We start from the raw sequence: 17991 nt of genomic DNA, 5'->3' as shown, positions 1-17991 counted from the left end.
GGTCGGACCCAACACGAGGACTTGAAGACTCACATGGCACTCACGTACTCCGCCGGTTCCCTGGTGAAGGCCCGCGGCCGGGAATGGGTGGTGCTCCCCGAGAGCAAGCCCGATCTGCTCGTCCTGCGTCCGCTGGGCGGCTCGGACGACGACATCGCCGCCGTGTTCCCGGCGTTCGAGACGGTGGACGAGGCGAAGTTCGCGCCGCCTGAGCCGAGCGACCTCGGCGACCAGCGGGCGGCGGGCCTGCTGCGTACGGCGCTGCGCGTCGGCTTCCGCTCGGGCGCGGGCCCGTTCCGCTCGCTGGCCGGGATCGCGGTGGAGCCGCGCGCCTACCAGCTTGTCCCGCTTCTCATGGCGCTGCGCCAGAAGACGGTCCGGATGCTGATCTCCGACGACGTCGGTATCGGCAAGACGATCGAGGCGGGCCTGGTCGCGAGCGAACTCCTCGCCCAGGGCGAGGCGACCGGCCTCGCCGTGCTCTGCTCCCCCGCGCTCGCCGAGCAGTGGCAGCAGGAACTGCGCACGAAGTTCGGCATCGACGCGGAGCTGGTCCTCTCCTCGACGGTCTCGCGCCTCGAACGGGGCCTGGACCTGGGCCAGTCCCTCTTCGACAAGTACCCGCACGTGATCGTCTCGACGGACTTCATCAAGTCCCCACGCCACCGCGACGACTTCGTACGCCACTGCCCCGACCTGGTGATCGTCGACGAGGCGCACACCTGCGTGGTCGCCGACGACACCTCCACGGCGTCGCAGAACCAGCTCCGCTACGAGCTGCTGCGCCGCGTCTCGGCGGACGAGAACCGGCACCTGCTGCTCGTGACGGCGACCCCGCACAGCGGCAAGGAGTCCGCGTTCCGCAACCTCCTCGGGCTGGTCAAGCCCGAACTGGCCGACGTCAGCCTGGATTCGGAGGCGGGCAGGAAGCTCCTCGCCCAGCACTTCGTGGCACGCAAGCGGGCGGACGTACGCCAGTACCTCACCAAGGAGGACGGTCTCACCGACGACTCCCTCGCGGAGCGGACGGCGTTCCCCTCGGACCGCTACTTCAAGGACGAGACGTACAAGCTCTCGCCGGAGTACCGGGCCCTGCTCGACGACGCGATCGCGTACGCGAGTGAGCGCGTCGAGCAGGCGGGCAGCCAGGGCAAGCGGGAGGCGCGCATCGCCTGGTGGTCGGCGATCGCGCTGCTCCGCTCGCTGGTGTCGTCGCCGCGCGCCGCCGCGCAGACGCTGCGGACCCGCTCGGCGGCGGCGATCGCCGCGTCGGCGGAGGAGGCCGACAAGCTGGGCGCCCCGCTCAACAGCGACGCCGCCGACAGCGACGCGATGGAGGGCATGGACGTCGCACCGGGCGCGGAGACGACCGAGGACCCGCGCTCCTACCTCGCCGAACTCGCCGACATCGCAGAGGAGTTGGAAGGCCCGGCCAAGGACCTGAAGCTCAAGGCGCTGATCAAGCACCTCAAGGCGCTCCTCGCGGACGGCCACAACCCGATCGTGTTCTGCCGCTACATCCCGACGGCCGAGTACCTCGCCGCCCAGTTGGAGAACGACAAGGAGTCCGGCAGGCGCGGCCCGCTCGGCGCCAAGACCGTCGTGAAGGCGGTCACCGGCACGCTCTCCCCGCAGCAGCGCCTGGAGCGCATCGAGAAGCTCGCCGAGGAGGCCGGCGAGGACGCCGCCGCCCGCCGCGTCCTGATCGCCACCGACTGCCTCTCCGAGGGCGTCAACCTCCAGCACCACTTCGACGCCGTCGTCCACTACGACCTGGCCTGGAACCCAACCCGTCACGACCAGCGCGAGGGCCGCGTCGACCGCTACGGCCAGCGCAAGGACCAGGTCCGCGTCATCACCCTGTACGGCGACGACAACGGCATCGACGGCAAGGTCCTCGAAGTCCTCATCAAGAAGCACCGTCAGATCAAGAAGGACCTCGGCATCTCCGTCTCCGTACCCGACGAACTGTCGACGGGCGTGACGGACGCGATCGTCGAGTGGCTGCTAATGCGGGGCCGCGAGGACCAGGACGCGCTGTTCAGCGCGGACGCCTTCAAAGTGAGCACGGCGAAGCTGGACAGCGACTGGAACTCGGCGGCCGAGCGCGAGAAGGCGTCGCGTTCGCGGTTCGCGCAGCGCTCTGTGCATCCGCAGGAGGTCGCCCGCGAGGTCGCGGCGGTCCGGGAGGCGCTGGGCGGCGCGGGCGAGATCGACACGTTCGTACGGGAGTCACTGGGTGCCCTCGGTGCCGTACTCCGCGGCGACGGCGAGGACTTCACGGCCCAGGTTGGCGGCACTCCCATCGGCCTAAGGGACGCGCTCGCGCCGACGGTCGGCGCGGAGGTGATCGAGAAGGACCGCCCGATCCCGTTCCGCGCGGACCCGGCGGTGGCACGCGGCGAGGCGGCCCTGGTACGGACCGACCCGGTCGTCGGCGCCCTCGCGTCCCACGTCCTGAACGCCGCCCTGGACACCCAGGCCGACGGCGCCCGCCCGGCCCGCCGCTGCGGCGTGGTCACCACGGACGCGGTCGGCACCCTCACCACCCTGCTCCTGGTCCGCTACCGCTTCCACCTCACGCTGCCCTCCCGCAGCGGCGAGAAGCAGCTGGTCGCGGAGGACGCCCGGCTGGTCGCCTTCGAGGGCTCGGCCAGGAAGGCGGAGTGGCTGCCGCCGGAGCGGGCGCGGGACCTGCTCGACGCGACGGCGTCGGAGAGCACGGACCGCCACTACGCCGAGCGCACGATGACGCGCCTGCTCACCCAACTCCCGGACGTGTACGGCCATCTGGAGACCTACGGCGAGGAACTGGCCGCCGAGCTGGACGCCTCGCACCGCCGGGTGCGCCAGGCCTCCGGCGAGATCGTCCGAGGCCTGTCCGTCACCGTGCAGAAGCCCGCCGACATCCTCGGCGCGTACGTGTACCTGCCCGCCGCCCCTGCCGCTGCTCCTGGAGTGTCCGCCTGATGTCCGCCGTCACCCGCAACCAGGTGTTCACCGCCGTCCACACGGTCGGGGGGCTGCTGCCTGCCGACATGCTGGTACGGATCTCCGAGGGCAAGGACGTCCCCGGCTCGAAGCCGGCCGACTACGGCCTGCCGTCCTCCCGATCGGTACGCGACGAGGCCGAGCGCAGTTGGGAGTACCTGAAGCCGCTCTGGCGCGACCTGCGCAAGCACCTCCCCGAGGACCACGAGACGGGCGACCCGGCGACCGACCCGACCGGCCGCGCCGGCAGTGACTGGCTGGCCCCGCTCTGGCGGGAGCTCGGCTTCGGACCGCTGACGCAGGTCGGCCCGGCGGGCATCACCGCCGACTCGGACGCGGAGAAGAGGTTCCCGGTCTCCCACCGATGGCGGCACGCCCTCATCCACCAGACAGCCTGGAACTCCAACCTCGACAAGCGCCCCGGTGGCGCCGGCACGGTCCCCCCGCAGTCGATGCTCCAGGAGTGCCTGAACCGCACGGAGGCCCACCTGTGGGGCGTCTTGACGAACGGCCGTCAGGTACGGCTGCTGCGCGACTCCAGCGCACTGGCCACGGCCTCGTACGTGGAGTTCGACCTCGAGTCGATCTTCGACGGCGAGCTGTTCAGCGAGTTCGTGCTGCTGTACCGGGTGCTGCACGTGTCGCGGTTCGAGGTGGCGGAGGACGCGCCGCCGTCCGCGTGCCGACTGGAGAAGTGGCGTACGGAGGCGATCGCCTCCGGCACGCGCGCCCTGGACCAGCTCCGCAAGGGTGTCCAGGACGCGATCACCGCGCTGGGGACGGGCTTCCTGCGGCACCCGGAGAACACGGCCCTGCGCGAGGACATCCGCCCGAAGGCGCTCCAGGCCGCGCTGCTGCGGCTCGTGTACCGGCTGCTGTTCGTCTTCGTGGCCGAGGACCGCGACGCGCTGCTGTCGCCGAAGGCGGACCCGCAGGCACGCGAGCGGTACGAGGCGTACTTCTCGTCGGCGCGGCTGCGTGCGCACGCGAGGAAGCGGCGGGGTACGGCCCACTGTGACTTGTACGAGGCCCTGCGCATTGTCCTCGACGCCCTCGGTGACGAGGCAGGCCGCCCCGAGCTTGGCCTGCCCGGCCTCGGTGGTCTGTTCAACGACACGGACGCGGACGCCCCGCTGCGCGGCCTGAAGCTGTCCAACGAGGCTCTGTTGACGGCCGTACGGCACTTGTCACAGGTTCGGGACGGCAGCTCCGGCCGCTGGCGGGCAGTCGACTACCGTCATCTGGACGCGGAGGAGCTGGGCTCCGTCTACGAGTCCCTACTGGAGCTGGAGCCCAAGCACAGCACTGCCGACCGTACCTTCACCTTGGTCGAGGTAGCGGGCAACACCCGTAAGACGACGGGTAGTTACTACACCCCGTCGTCGCTCATCGAGTGTTTGTTGGACTCGACTCTGGACCCGGTGATACGGGACGCGGTGAAGCGGGGCGAGGAAGCGGCGTCGAAGTCGGGGGCGACCGACCCGGCGGACTCGATCGTGAATGAGTTGCTGTCGCTTGCGGTGTGCGACCCGGCGTGCGGCTCCGGGCACTTCTTGGTGGCAGCGGCCAGGCGGATCGCCAAGCAGGTCGCGGCCGTACGGGAACGCAACCCCGAGCCGACGTTGGATGCGGTGCGCCATGCGTTGCACGAGGTCGTCGCCCGCTGCATCTACGGCGTGGACCTCAACCCGTTGGCTGTGGAGCTGGCCAAGGTGTCGCTGTGGCTGGAGGCGTTGGAGCCGGGCAAGCCGCTCGGCTTCCTCAATGCCCACGTGAAGCACGGCAACGGGCTCATCGGCGCGACGCCGAAGCTGCTGCGAGACGGGATTCCCGACGACGCGTTCATCGCCACCGAGGGCGACGACAAGAAGCACGCCAAGGCGCTGGAGAAGATCAACCAGCAGGAACGGGTGGGACAGGGCAGCCTGTTCGACCTCGGCGACGAGGCGGTGCAGGTCGCCAACACCGTCTTCGCCAGTGGGCTTCGGTCCATCACGCTGGCCCAGGCGGAAGAATTGACGGACGTGCGCCGCCAGGAGGAGGCGTACGAGGAGTGGGCCGGCTCCTCGGCGTACCAGCGTGCCCGGCGTGTCGCCGACGCCTGGTGCGCGGCGTTCGTGTGGCTCAAGACGCCGGAGGCTCCACGCGCGGTGACGCACTCGGTGTTCAAGGCGCTAGAGGACCAGAGCGGCGGTGGCGTCGCTGCGGAGACCCGCACCGAGATTGAGCGTCTACGGGACCAGTACACCTTCTTCCACTGGCACTTGGAGTTCCCCGAGGTCTTCTCCGTTCCGGAGAGCGGCCAGGGAGTCTCCCCTGCGACGGGCTGGGCGGGCGGCTTCGACTCCGTGGTGGGTAACCCTCCATGGGACAGCGTGGACTTCCGCGAGCAGGAGTTCTTCGCCCAGAGGGCGCCGGAGATCGCCGAGGCATCCCGTACATCGGTGCGCAAGAAGATGATCGAGGCGCTCAAGGACTCTCCGGACACGCTTCCGCTGTACGAGGAGTTCGAGGCGGGTAAGCGAAAGGTGTATGCCGAGAGCCACTTCCTGCGGCGGTCGGGGCGAGTTCCGTTGACTGGGCAGGGGAACCTGAACACGTACTCCGTTTTCACGGAGACGGACCGTATCCTGCTCGGGCCGACCGGGCGGGCGGGGGTGATCGTCCCAACTGGGATCGTGACGGATGCGCGGACGCAATACTTCTCGAAAGACCTAGTGCGGACCGGGTCGATCGCCGCGCTGTACGACTTCGAGAACCGCGGCGGCCTCTTCCCGGCGGTTCATTCCGGAATGAAGTTCAGCATCCTGTCCGTCACAGGCCGGTCGTTGCGTGAATCGGCAGCTCGGTTCGCTTTCTTCCTCCATGACCCGGCCGAACTGGACGACGTGAGGAAGGCGTTCGCACTGACGCCGGAGGAGATCGAACTCCTCAACCCGAACACTGGAACGTTCCCAGTGTTCAGGTCGCGCAGGGACGCCGAGATCACATTGGGGATCTACCGACGCGTTCCTATCCTATTCGAGCAAAGTTCAACGAAGAGGAACCCTTGGGATGTCTCATTGACGACCATGTTCCACATGGCGCACGAGTCACACCTCATGCACGCACGTGAAGAGCTCCTTAAAGACGGTTGGAAATTTGAGGGGAATACTTTCGCAAAAGGCCAGGAAAGAATGCTCCCTCTATACGAGGGAAAGATGGTGGACTTTTACGACCACCGCACCTCAGACGTGGTAAAGAGCGAAACGGCCACCAAGCGGCAAAATCAGCCGCGATACCTCAGCGCGCCCCAACACGACGATGCTGAACGCGTCGTCCAGCCAATGAACTGGGTCTCTCAAACCGAGGTCGAGCGAAAGCTAGCTGGAGCGCACTGGCGCAGGGACTGGCTGTCCGGCTGTTGCGATGTGACCAGCTCAACAAATGAACGCACAGTAATCCCCTACCTCATCCCCCTCACTGCAGCAGCACATACACTCCCCCTCATTCTTTCAGCAAAAGACGCCAAGCAGGCGGCATCCTTGTACGCCATGCAAGCGTCATTCATTTTCGACTTCGCATGTCGCCAAAAACTGAATGGCCTGCATCTCACCTTTACCGTGATCAAGCAGCTCCCAACGGTAGACCCGGTTCACGCCTCCCGCCATGCGGCGTTCATCTCGGCACGAGTTCATGAGTTGATCTTCACTGCTGTAGACATGAAGCCGTTCGCCGCCGACCTCGGAGACACTGGTGCACCCTTCCGCTGGGCCGAGTCCCGACGTCAAGTGATCCGCGCCGAACTCGACGCCTGCTTCTTCCACCTCTACGGCATCTCCCGCGAGGACGCCGACTACATCCTCGACACCTTCCCCATCGTCCGCCGCAAGGACGAGGCCAAGTATGGCTCGTACCGCACCAAGGAACTGATCCTCGCCGAGTACGACCGCATGGCCGCCGCCGGTCTCACCCTGGAGAACCCGCTCGTCGAGGGCGAGACCTACACCTCCACCCTCACCCCGCCTCCGGGCCACGGCCCCCGTCACCCCGCCTGACCACTCGCCCGGAGACAGGAGCGCCACGGACCATGAGCAACCCGCAGCAGCCTTCGGAGTACGAACTCAACGCATGGCGTGCCATCCAGCAGTTCAAGAGCCGCCCACTGTCACAAGCGATGCAAAACGCCGGCGAGCACGTGGCCAACGGCGTTGCACAACTCGGCAAGCGTGCCGCGAAGCAACTGGAGAACCACCCACGGGCCGCATCGGCGGTTTCGCGTGGACAGGAATTCGTCGCCAAGGGCGCTTCCAAGGTGGGCGCAACGGCTCGCGGAGCCGCCGACGCCATGCCGGACTGGAGCGGCACCGCCGTTCAGTCCGTACGGCGGACAGTGGGACGAGTATCGCGAGCGGGGCTCTCCCCCAAGCGGGTGGTGGCGCTCCACAACAAACGCGGGCATGACGTCGCATCGCTGTCCGACCTGCGCCGCCTCGACCTCGAAAAGGTCGAGGCGGTCCGCGGCCGGGCGGCGAGCTGGTACTTTCCTGCCGCCGCAGCGCTCTCGGGAGCAGGCGCGGCATTCGCGATCTCCGGGGGAGAGCTCGCGATCGCCGCCTCCGCCGGCGCCGCGGCGGCGCCTTCGGGAGGTGCGATCACCGGGGCCTTCCTCGCCGATGCCGCATTCGTCCTCGGGCTCGCGTCCCGAGCCGTCGGCCAGGTCTCGCTGTTCTACGGTTACGACCCCGAAGAGCCTGCCGAGAAGCTCTTTGTGATGTCTGTGATCAACGTCGGGACGGCAAGTTCGGCCACCGCCAAGAATGCCGCCATGGCAGACCTCTCGAAGCTCACCCAAGCGCTTTTCAGAGGAAAGACGTGGAAGGTGCTGAACGAGACGTTTGTCGCCAAGGTCTCCTCTCAGTTCGCGAAGGCATTCCACTTCCGCCTCACCAAGAAGGGACTCGGCAAGGCCGTACCCGCCCTCGGGGTCGTCATGGGCAGCACACTGAACTGGGCCACTCTGGAGGGGATCGTCGACGCCGCCGAGATGGCGTACCGGCGACGGTTCCTCCTTGAGAAGTACCCGCATCTCGCTGACGAGGAAGCATCCGGATCGTTTCCCGACACCGGCCCGGACGTCCCGGACGACGCCGACGAAGCGATCAGCTTGCTCGACGAGATAGTCGAGGCGGGCGGACCCGACCTCCGCTGACCCGGTGTTCCGGCGGTGGACGTCCTCACACAACCGCCGGGACGAACACGGCTCAGGCCCAGCCGCGAACCTCACGAACCGCGGCCGCTCCTCCCGCCTGACGGCGAAGTGAGGTCGCGTCACATCCGTGGATTCGCATACGCGCGCGGCCTGTTCGGGTGTATCTCCACCCTCACCCCACCCCCGGCCAAGCCCCCCGCCACTCTGCCTGACCCAACCGCCGCCGCTGCCCGAGCCAGGAGCCAGGATGGTCTCGCCCACCTCCGAAGAAGACACCCGCAAGGTTCAGACGGCGGTCATCGGTCAGGCCGAGTCGGACTGGCCGGTGTTCCTGCCGTACGACCACGACGACTTCGACGGGTTCATGCGGGGCCGGACCCGTGACGACTTCTACTGCGGCATCCTGCTCGGCGGCTGCGGCAAGAAGCTGACTCCGAAGCGGTACACGGGGAAGAAGTGCCACTTCGCGCACCGGCCGCCCGTGCACTGCCGCCGCACGGAGACCGGTGAGGCCAGCGCCGACCACCTCTACATCGGGCAGGCGCTGCGGGGTTGGCTACTTCGGCAGGGATACCAGAACGCCGACGTCACGTACCTGGACCCCGGCTCGGTCCACGGTGGAGCCGTCGAGGTCCGGTTCGGTCAGGGCCGGTCCCGGCTCATCCGGGTCCAGTTGGCCCGCCTCTCCCTCCGCGAGTGGCAGGAGACCCGAGAACGCCTCACCGACCGGCATGCCTACGTCCACTGGGCGTACGGACCCTACTGCGGGCTCTCGCACAGCGAGGTGGACGCCGCCGGGCATGCCATCCGCATCTCCTGCCGCCCCCAGGGCGATACCCGCGAGGTGTACGTCGGCACGCAGTACTCGGACAACAGCCTCGCGTGGTCGGCCCTCACCGAGTGCCGCCTGTCGAACGAGGGGATCATCACACCCCGCCTCGATGCCGAACCGCCCGCGAGCAGCACGCCCGCTCCCGCCCCTGTGCCCGTGGCCTTCCCGCTGGCTCCGGGCACCATCGCCTTCACCGCAGCGACTGAACTCCCGGCACCGCACCGTGCCCCGGACGGCACCGCCGTACGCCTCTACGAGGCCGATCTCCAGCCGCTCGGCTCGGCCATCATCCGGGCCCGTATCACCCTGCCGCACGCTCACCCCGCCCCTCCTCCTCACCAACTGCACGTCATCTACTCCTCAGCCCACCTGTTGCCGCTCACGCCGGCGCCCCCCTCCGAGCCCGCCTGGCTCATACGCGCCGACGGCGCCTCGCCCCTACCCCAGCAGACCGACTCCCGCTGGCCGGACCTGCGCCCCGCATCTCCGCCACCCGAGCCACCCCCACCAACGCCCACGACGATTGAACCGGCCACCTCAACACCCCGCCCGCTCCCGCTTGGTGAGGCCGAGACGCTCCGCGTCTTTCGCTCAAAGCTGCACCTCGTCGCCCGCGCCCGCGGCCTCATCAACTGGGAGACGCTCGTCAGCCACGCGGGAGCGGCACCCGGCGACATCACTCCGGAGGAACGCGTCCGCCTGCTCATCGCCGTTGACTACCCCCGAGCCGACGGCAAGCCCGTGCTCTCGGCGCTCGTCAAACCCGCCCACGCCCCGGACGCGCCCGCCCCGTACTTCGCCGACGTCCTCGCCGGCCTCGGCTGGAGATCCGACCTGTCCGAGGCGAAGGTCGCGGACATCTGGGAGCGCGAGCGAAAGACCGCCTACGCCCTCGCCGAATCGGCACCCGCACGGCAACAGCCCTCGTCCGGACTGTCAGAGGTGAAGGCCAGTACCGGACAGGTGCTAAACGAGGCGCAGCTCGTAGCCTCGCTCCGCGAGCAACTCGAAGCAGTCGCCAAAGGACGCGGCCTGATCAAGTGGTCGACCCTGCTCAAGAAGCAGCGCATCTCGCCGTCCACGTTGTCCGATCAGGACCGCGTTCGGCTGCTCGCCGCAGTGGACAGGTCCTACGTTCCCGGGCGTCGGTTGTTGTCGGCCCTGGTGAAGGCGGACGGGCAGACCCCAGGCCCGGCCCCGTTCTTCGGCGACGTGCTGACGGACTTGGGTTGGAGGCCCGACGCTGCCACCCCGACCGTACAGGCAGCATGGCGGGCCGCCCTGGACCCCGCCTATACACGGGGCAGACAGGCCGTGCCCGTGGCCCGAACCGCTTCCGCCAAGGTGGACCGCGTGCCCTGGGACCAGCTCGGGACCACCAAGTCCGCATTGGTCGTAGCCGTTCGGCGGGCGCTGATCGATGCCGCCCGGCGTCAGGTCTGCGTGGGCTGGCACACGCTCGCCGCTGCCGCCGGGCTCAAGCCGACGGACCTCACCGACCGGGCCAGGGAAGCGATCCTCGTAGCGGTCGACAGCCCGCCCACCTACGGGGTGTTGCTCTCTTCCCTCGTGGTCGCCTCGGAGCACACGCCTGTGCCGTACTTCGACGCCATCCTCAAACGCCTCGGACGGCCCCACGGCCTGCGCCCCATCGAGCTGGGCCAGCTCCGGAAGACGGAACAGGCCCGAGCGTTCGCGGCATTTGCTGGCGCCGACACCACCGATGACCCGAAGGAAAGAATATGAGACCGAACCGTCGTCGCGTCGCAATCGGCATAGCCGCCACCGCAGCCGTCGTCACCCTGTCCGGTGCGGCGGGAGCAGTCGCCGGTGCCTATTTCGTCGCGACCGGCCCGACCGGCGCGCGAGGCCAGGCGGGGCCGGAAGGGGCACGGGGACCGCGCGGGCCTCAGGGTGAGCAGGGGCTGCAAGGTGAGCAGGGGCTGCAAGGTGAGCGCGGACCCCAGGGCGATCAGGGAGAGCCCGGCGCATCCGCTGAACCAGCCACCCTCGGCATACCGGACGCCAGCACGACGGGCCCCGATCTCTCCGGCGGCCTGCTCATCAGTTCCGGCACGTGCCCGGTCGGAACCTCGCAGTGGGACACCATCTACGTGGGCCGCAGCTCCGTCCTCGGGTCACCGGGCGATGTCGATATGCGTGCGATGACGCTCTGCAAGATCTTCTGAGCGCCACCGCGCACGCCGCTCCGCTCAGGCCGCCGCCGCGAACCCCACGAACCGCGACCACTCCTCACGCCCGACGGCGAAATGAGGTCGCGTCACGTCCTTGGAGTCCCGTACGCAGATGGTCTGTTCGGTGACAGCGACCTCCACGCAACTGTCGCCCTGGGTGCCGCTGTAGCTGGACTTGAACCAGGCGAGTTCTGTCGTACTCATAGCTCTCCTCGCAGTCGCTCCAGCAGACCCCGCGAGTCTTTGGGGTTCAGGGCCTGCGAGCGCAGTGTGTCATAGCACTGGTAGAGGAGGCTTACCTCTTTCGCGTCGCTGATCAGGCGGCCGTTCTGCTGTCCTTCGGAGTACGCGAGCCGCCGCCGCTCAGGGGTCTCCAACAACTGCACGGGACCATCCAGGCAAGCATGGAACTCGGCGTCCAGCGGCATCACTTGAAGCGTCACATTCCGTGGCCCGGTCAGTTCCAGCACATGGTCGAGTAGACCCCGCGTCACCTCACGCCCACCGAGCCGACGCCGGAACAGGTGCTCCTCGACGATGAAGCTGAACGGCACGTTCGGCCGCTCGCGCAGCATCTTCTGCCGGTCCATCCGCGCAACGACCTGGGCCTCCAACTGCTCATCCGACAGCGGCGGAATGCTGTTGTCGAACACCGCCCGCGCATACCCCTCCGACTGCAACAACCCCGGCACCAGCCTGCACTCGTACGTACACAGGCTCACCGCCACCTTCTCCAGCCGAGCCCACCGCCGAAACCAGGCCGCCAGCCCCGCCTCACCCCGCGTCAGATGCCCGGCCGCCTTCCGCAACGCCCCCGTGTTGCCCAGCGCCTCCTCCGCCCGTTCCACGAACGACTCGTCGGGCATCCGCCGCCCCAACTCCACTGATTCCACGGTGTGTTTGGAGAACCTGACCCGCGCCCCGAAGTCCACCCGGCTCAGCCCGGCATGCTCGCGCAGGGCCTGGACGACAGCCCCGAAGGTCCGCAGACTGTCGGAAGGGTCGGGCTCGCGCTCCCAGTCGCAAGCCGTCACGTCACTGCTGTCCGTCATACGCGGCCACCTCCAGGTGCGTACGTCCTCTGCGGCATCCCCGCGATCGACGCACCCACAGTGACGGCAAGATCCCCGTACTGTCCACAGAACGTGCCCGTACGCTGACGCAGCGTACGGGCCGCGCTACTGGAACACACCCCCTCGCGCCCGCCACGGTTTCCCCATGAACGCCTCCACGCCCCAACTCTGCCCTTCCGTATGCACGTTCGCGCAGCAACTCTCCTCAACCCGCCGCGGCGCCCGACTCACCCGGCTCCTGGCCGTGGAACGGCTCACCGCATGGGAGATGTCACCCCGAGTTATCGAGCGAGCGGAACACGTCGTCGCGGAGCTGGCCGCCAACGCGGCGCTACACGGTCGTGTCCAGGGCCGCGACTTCCTGCTGACACTGACGCTGGACGAGACGGCCGGCACCCTGCGCATCGCGGTGAGTGACACTCGGGGCGAGTGTCACCCAACGATGCCTGCGGAGCAGGACCCGGACGACGAGTCGGGTCGCGGCCTGCTCCTGGTCGAGGCACTGGCCGACCGCTGGGGCACGGAGCCCCGCCCGCCCTCCGGCAAGACCGTCTGGGCGGAGATCGGCCAACATGGCGAGCGGCCGAAGGCGGTTTCCGGTCAATCCGAAAGCCAATGCCGTTGAGGACGGCCAAACGCTTTGAGTGTCGGCATCCGGTCGACCTACGCTCCGTCAACGGATCACGGCGTCCCGGCCGCGCCACGCCGCGCCACTACTCAACAGGAGTGTGTCCCTTGCCTTTCCCGCCCGGTGACATGGTCGCCGCCTTCGGCAGACACCTGCACTTCAAGAGCCTGGAACAGGCTCTGTGCGACCGTCGTCCCGAGCTTGCCGACCGGGTGCACTTCGACGACGCGAACCACCCGATGCATTTGAAGGTCACGCTGTCCGGACGGCGCTCGGTCATCCTGGGGCAGGTGCGCATGGGGCACACCATCGTCTGGGCGGTGATGGATCCGGTACAGAACAGTGAGCCGTACGTCTGGCCGCTGCACACGCCCGACGAGGTGCTCGTCGACGCCCTGCACGCCGTGGCGTCGGCGCACCTCACTGACGTACCGGTTGCCTCACCGTGGCGCTGGAACGAGAGCGAGCCGTCCGACATGACCGAGTTGGCCGACCTCCTGGAAGCCCGGGGTGTCCGAGTGCGGCGCGTGGCGGCGGGAAACGGCTACTTCCCGTACGGCGCGCCACCCGCCGAAACTCGACATCGTGGGCGGACGCGACGGCAGCTTCGTCGAGGCCGAGTTCCCCGACGCGTTCGTCCGCGTCTCGCTCAAGCCCGCCCTCGGCTGGCTGGTGGATGTGTACCTCGCGGAATGCGGAGCTTGGGGCCGTGTCGATCTGGCCTGGAACCTGTGGCGCAGTACGCGGCCCACGCCGGGGGTACCCCTTGCGGACGCCTCGGTGGCGGACATCGCCGACGTGCTCGGCAGAGGCCTGAAGGCCTGGGACGTGGAGGTGTCGTGCGAGCCGACCGATCGCGGGGAACCGGCTCCCGCCGAGCACCGTTCCGAGTGGCAGGAGTCCCTCTTCGCAGATGAAGCCGCTCCGCCCGAGTGGCTGGGGGACGTCGGCGTCGATATCCAAGCGTGAACAAGCCCGCGTCTTCGCGAAGTACGGCAGCGCGAGTACGACTGGCTCGTAGCTTGAACCAGTCAAGGCCGGTCGTACTGCTCATAGCGCTCCTCGCATCTCTACCCGTCGCGGCGCGCGCCTCGCTCATCTGCTCGCCGTCGAGCGGCTCAGGCCTGGCAGTTGTCCCCACCGTCGCCGAACGCGTCGAGGCCGACCACTGGGACACGGAGCCGTTCCCGCCCTCGGGCAAGACGGTGTGGGCACTGCCGGCGCAGTCCCGCAACGCGACCGGCCGTGCCGGGAAGTGACCGGACCCGCCGGCTGAGGGGCCGGGCCGGGTCGTTATGGCGTCAGAGGGTCCAGTCCGGCAGGCGCGGATTGCTGACTTTTCCGGGGATGTCGCACCAAGGGCGCAGTTCCTTGTAGGCCTTCGCCTCGTCGTACGCGGGGTAGGCACCGTACCCGACGTAGGCCTCGACCAGGGCGACGCACGCGGCCTCGGTCTTGGTGTGCACCGTCCCCGGGTCGAGTTGTTCGGCGCCGTTCACCGCGGCGTCGTAACAGTTGGTGAGGGCGCCGTGGTCGTCCGTCTGTTCACCGCTGGCGGCAGCCTTGTCCAGGGCCACGACGGCGTCGGCGCAGTCGCGCGGCATCTCCGTGGCCTCGAAGCCGATCCCCTCGATCAGTTCGTCCACGGCCGCGTCGGCGACCTTGTCGTGCTTCCCGTAGGTGTAGAGGAGGTACTTGCTGTACGGCAGCCACCACACGCGGTGGCTGCTCTTGCGGGAGCCGTCATAGTCGGGGAGCACATCCGTGCCGAACGTCCAGCTCATGGCCTTCTTGCCGCCGACGTCGGTCAGCGGCCCATCCTTCACGGAGATCACCGACTCGTCCGTGACGGTGTCGCCGTCCTCGCTTTCGACGGACCACATGGCGCCGGAGTCCGTCTGGCCCTCCTTGATCTGGTCCAGCGTCAGGCTCGGGGAGTACATGAGGCGCACACCGGTGTCGGAGTCCCCGTGCAGGATGAAGTCGGCGCTGGTCGCGGCGGTCGTTGCCGAGGTCTCCGAGGTCTCCCCCGACAATCCGGTGTCCGCGTCCTCGTCGCCCGACCGGAAGAACTCCAGCGTCGAACCGGCGGGGAGCGTGACCCGCAGGCCCCCGAAGAGGTCCACCGGCTCCGGCTGCTGTACGGGGGTCTCCTCGACACTCGGGGACTCGGACGCGGAGGGAGGCGCGGCGATCGGATGTTGGCTCGCCGGCGTCCGCTTCGGCTCGGCCGTCGGGCCGGCGGCGGGGGGTCGGGCGGCGCCTCCGGTACCGCTGTTACCGGCCGCCACGGCGCTGGCAACGGCGCCCAGCACCGCGGCGGCGGCCACCGTGTAGAGGGCGCCCCGGCGTCGTCGCGTACGGCGCCCGGCGGGTGCGACCCCCGGGGCGGCGGGAGGCGGTTTCGGAGCGTGCGTAGAAGGGGGAACCGGGGGAACGTCCCTGCGTGCGTCCTGCGCGGTCGCCGATGGCGTCGGCTCTCCGGACGCCTGCGGGACAGGGGGCTTCGACGGGACCGGCGGAGCATCGGTCTTCTCATCGCCCACGGGCTCCTTGCCCACCGGTTCCTCGTCGGCCACGGGCGCCTTGCCCGCCGCCGGTTCCTCTTCGGCGGAGGGCTCGGCGGGCAGAGGGACGTCCCAGCGCATGCGGTCCAGGGGCACGGTGCCGGCGGTGTCGGCCCGTTCGAAGGACCGCGTGTAGGCCATGGTGGGGAAGACGACGGTCCCCGTCGGCCCGTACACGGCTGCCGCCCGCTCGGCGGTCTCCGCCGCGCTCGGCCGCTGGGCGGGGTCCTTGTGCAGGGCGTCACGGACCAGGGGCAGCAGGGCGTCGGGCACGCCCTGGAGCGAGGGCGCCGCACTGATGATGCGGTGGTTGATCCCGGTGGGGGCTCCGAAGGGGTGGGCCGAAGCCGCGGCGTAGGCGACGAGCAGCCCCCAGCAGAAGATGTCGCAGGCCGGGAGGGTGGTGCCGTCGGTGAGCTGCTCCGGTGCCATCCAGCCGGGAGTGCCCGTCGTCACCGATGTCGCGGTGATGGCGGTGGCGTCCAGGTGGTGGGCGATGCCGAAGTCCACGACGTGGGGCCCGTCGGCCGCCAGGAGGACGTTCGTCGGCTTCAGGTCGCGGTGGGCGACCCCCGCGCCGTGGACGCAGGCCAGCGCGTGGGCGACGGCCGCCGCGAAGGTCAGCAGGTTGTCCGCGCGCAGGGGCCCGGTGTCCCGGACGTGCTGGTGCAGGGTGTTGCCCTGCACGTAGGCGGTCGCCAGCCAGGGCAGCGGGGCATCGGGGTCGGCGTCGACCAGCGGTACGAGGTACGGGCCGGTGACCTTGCGGAGCGTGGTGGTCTCCCGGCGGAAGCGGGCCCGGTGCGCGGGGTCGTCGGCGAAGCCATGGTGGAGGACCTTGACGGCGAGGGGACGTCCGCTGTCGGGGTCGGTCGCGTAGTAGACCGTGCCCATACCGCCGGTTCCGAGGCGCCGGATCGGCCGGTAGGGGCCGATGCGTTCGGGCAGGTTCACCGGCACGGGACACTCCCCGAGGCCGGGCACGGCCGCACGGCCGACACCGTCCGCCCGCGGAGATCACACCGCGGACCGTGCTGACGAGTCATGTACCCCCCTGGTGTTCTGCGCCTTCACGTACCGATCGGGACGGTGCGACGCGGCCGACTTCGGGCGTCGGCCAGCCTGCGGCCGACCGGCGACCCGCCCTTGCGGGCGGGCGGCGGTCGTGCGATGAAGCCCCCCTCATCAGCGCAGACACTCTAGTACCGGGCTTCCGACCGGTGGCAGAGGGGCTGCTGGCACCACCGGCGTTCAGTCCCGGTGATCAGTCGGCATCACGGCTCGCTCCGCGGCTCGACCTCCCCGACATCCGCTCGGCCTATCGTACACAGGGATACATGCGCCCGGCGAGACAAGTCTGTTGACAGTGCCAACATTGATGCTTCATGCTCCCGTCAACGCCGTCGCCTGCCGACGGTGTTCCGGTCATCGCCCGCAGCGCCTTTCCTGAGCGTCAGGCAAGGCCCGGCGCTGGTCGACGTGTTCACAGGAACGTCTCTGCGAACACTTGAAGCCCGAGGGGGGATTCATGAACTCGAACAACAGTCCGTCGCACCCAGCCGGCTCCCGACCGATGCGCACGCGCAGGAGGTTGTGGGCCGTCGGCGCGGCAGTGCTCGCTCTCGGACTCGTCGGCTGCCAGGAGGCCAGGCAGGACGACGCGGACACCGCTCGCACGGGCGCCTCGCGGCCCACGCCGACCATCACCGTGACAGCTACCGTCACGGCTACTGTCACCACCACCGCCGAGCCCACGCCCGCTCCGACGGTCACCAGGACCAAGACGGTCACGCGGCCCGGCCCCACCGTCACCGTCACCAAAGCCGCTCGGGCAGCCGGATCCGGCAGTGGCAGCAGCGGCGGCAGTGGTGGCGGGACGTGTTCCATAGTCTCCAGCTCCGGCAACTGCTATCAGGCGGGGCAGTTCTGCCGGAACAGCGATCACGGAGCCTCCACCACGACCGCGGGCGGCACCCGGATCACGTGCACCTACAGCGCGAACGCCTGGCGCTGGGTCTACTCCTGACAGGACGACGGACGGAACCACGGCAACGAACTCTCTGGCCAGACCCGTGGTGTGCAGCCGCGCCATGTCGGCGTCGGTCACCTCGGTCGGACCAATGGGGGTCTTCTTTCCTGGGTCCCAGTTGTATCGGTCCAACACGTTCACCTGGTAGTCGAGACTGACCTTAGGCTCGCCGTTCTCGCCCGGCACCACCGTGACGGCACCTGTCGTGTTCGTCATGCCGCTGCCGGTGGCCAGGTACCAGTTGCGGTCCGTGTGGGTGTAGCTCTGCGGCGGGGTCTCGACCGGGATGGCCACGGGTTTGCCGCCCGACTCCTCGAACGCGGCCAAAGCCTGCTCGCGCCACTTTTCCTGCTCGTCCCGGATGGCGTACTCCGCGGTCTGCCGGAGTGCCGCGTCGTCCGTGAGTATCCGGTCCACATCCAGGCCCACCGGGCTTCCGAGCCCGCGCAGGTAGTGATCCATGTGGTACGCGGCATCGGTGTTCC

At 68.9% G+C, this 17991-nt stretch carries 12 protein-coding genes; 9 read left to right on the top strand and 3 right to left on the bottom strand.

Annotation, left to right across the window (positions count from 1 at the left end):
* Nucleotides 1–33 precede the first annotated feature (33 nt).
* The 5 genes from AB0M62_RS21235 (at nt 34) to AB0M62_RS21215 (ending at nt 11203) form a co-directional block, all read left to right on the top strand.
* Nucleotides 34–2970, top strand: a complete 2937-nt coding sequence (locus AB0M62_RS21235) for a DEAD/DEAH box helicase (RefSeq protein ID WP_366075814.1) — start codon at nt 34–36, stop codon at nt 2968–2970.
* On the top strand, nt 2970–7028 hold the full coding sequence (locus AB0M62_RS21230) for a DNA methyltransferase (protein WP_366075813.1): 4059 nt from the start codon (nt 2970–2972) through the stop codon (nt 7026–7028). The genes AB0M62_RS21235 and AB0M62_RS21230 overlap by 1 nt, the downstream gene beginning before the upstream one ends.
* A gap of 32 nt (nt 7029–7060) precedes the next feature.
* Nucleotides 7061–8182: an EcsC family protein gene (locus AB0M62_RS21225; RefSeq protein ID WP_366075812.1), complete on the top strand. Its 1122-nt coding sequence runs from the start codon at nt 7061–7063 to the stop codon at nt 8180–8182.
* Between the two features lie 247 nt (nt 8183–8429).
* Nucleotides 8430–10760, top strand: a complete 2331-nt coding sequence (locus tag AB0M62_RS21220) for a hypothetical protein (protein WP_366075811.1) — start codon at nt 8430–8432, stop codon at nt 10758–10760.
* On the top strand, nt 10757–11203 hold the full coding sequence (locus AB0M62_RS21215; protein ID WP_366075810.1) for a hypothetical protein: 447 nt from the start codon (nt 10757–10759) through the stop codon (nt 11201–11203). Before AB0M62_RS21220 ends, AB0M62_RS21215 begins: the two co-directional genes overlap by 4 nt.
* Nucleotides 11204–11227: 24 nt before the next feature.
* Here AB0M62_RS21215 and AB0M62_RS21210 read toward each other — a convergent pair whose 3' ends face one another.
* Nucleotides 11228–11413, bottom strand: a complete 186-nt coding sequence (locus AB0M62_RS21210) for a DUF397 domain-containing protein (protein WP_366075809.1) — start codon at nt 11411–11413, stop codon at nt 11228–11230.
* Nucleotides 11410–12261 (bottom strand): helix-turn-helix transcriptional regulator, encoded by an 852-nt coding sequence (locus AB0M62_RS21205; protein ID WP_366075808.1) that lies wholly within the window; start codon nt 12259–12261, stop codon nt 11410–11412. Before AB0M62_RS21205 ends, AB0M62_RS21210 begins: the two co-directional genes overlap by 4 nt.
* A gap of 166 nt (nt 12262–12427) precedes the next feature.
* Between AB0M62_RS21205 and AB0M62_RS21200 the strand changes: the two genes are divergently transcribed.
* The 3 genes from AB0M62_RS21200 to AB0M62_RS21190 all read left to right on the top strand — a co-directional run bounded on the left by AB0M62_RS21200 (nt 12428) and on the right by AB0M62_RS21190 (nt 14169).
* Entirely contained in the window at nt 12428–12907 is a 480-nt protein-coding gene (locus tag AB0M62_RS21200; protein ID WP_366075806.1) for an ATP-binding protein, read from the top strand.
* A 588-nt stretch (nt 12908–13495) separates the two neighbouring features.
* Nucleotides 13496–13879, top strand: a complete 384-nt coding sequence (locus AB0M62_RS21195; RefSeq protein WP_366075805.1) for a hypothetical protein — start codon at nt 13496–13498, stop codon at nt 13877–13879.
* 53 nt (nt 13880–13932) lie between these two features.
* Nucleotides 13933–14169 carry a hypothetical protein gene (locus AB0M62_RS21190; protein WP_366075804.1) on the top strand — a complete coding sequence of 79 codons (237 nt, stop codon included), beginning with the start codon at nt 13933–13935 and terminating at the stop codon, nt 14167–14169.
* A 42-nt stretch (nt 14170–14211) separates the two neighbouring features.
* Here the strand turns inward: AB0M62_RS21190 and AB0M62_RS21185 are convergent, their stop codons facing one another.
* Nucleotides 14212–16437: a protein kinase gene (locus AB0M62_RS21185; protein ID WP_366075803.1), complete on the bottom strand. Its 2226-nt coding sequence runs from the start codon at nt 16435–16437 to the stop codon at nt 14212–14214.
* 568 nt (nt 16438–17005) lie between these two features.
* On the opposite strand from AB0M62_RS21185, the gene AB0M62_RS21180 reads away from it, so the two are divergent.
* A complete protein-coding gene (locus tag AB0M62_RS21180) occupies nt 17006–17503 on the top strand; it encodes a hypothetical protein (RefSeq protein WP_366075802.1) in 498 nt (165 codons plus the stop codon).
* The last annotated feature ends 488 nt before the right edge of the window (nt 17504–17991 follow it).

Source organism: Streptomyces sp. NPDC051219 (genome assembly GCF_040682335.1).
Classification (GTDB): Bacteria; Actinomycetota; Actinomycetes; order Streptomycetales; family Streptomycetaceae; genus Streptomyces.
Note: the sequence above shows the minus strand (reverse complement) of the source record. Positions and strands in the feature narration are given on the sequence as shown.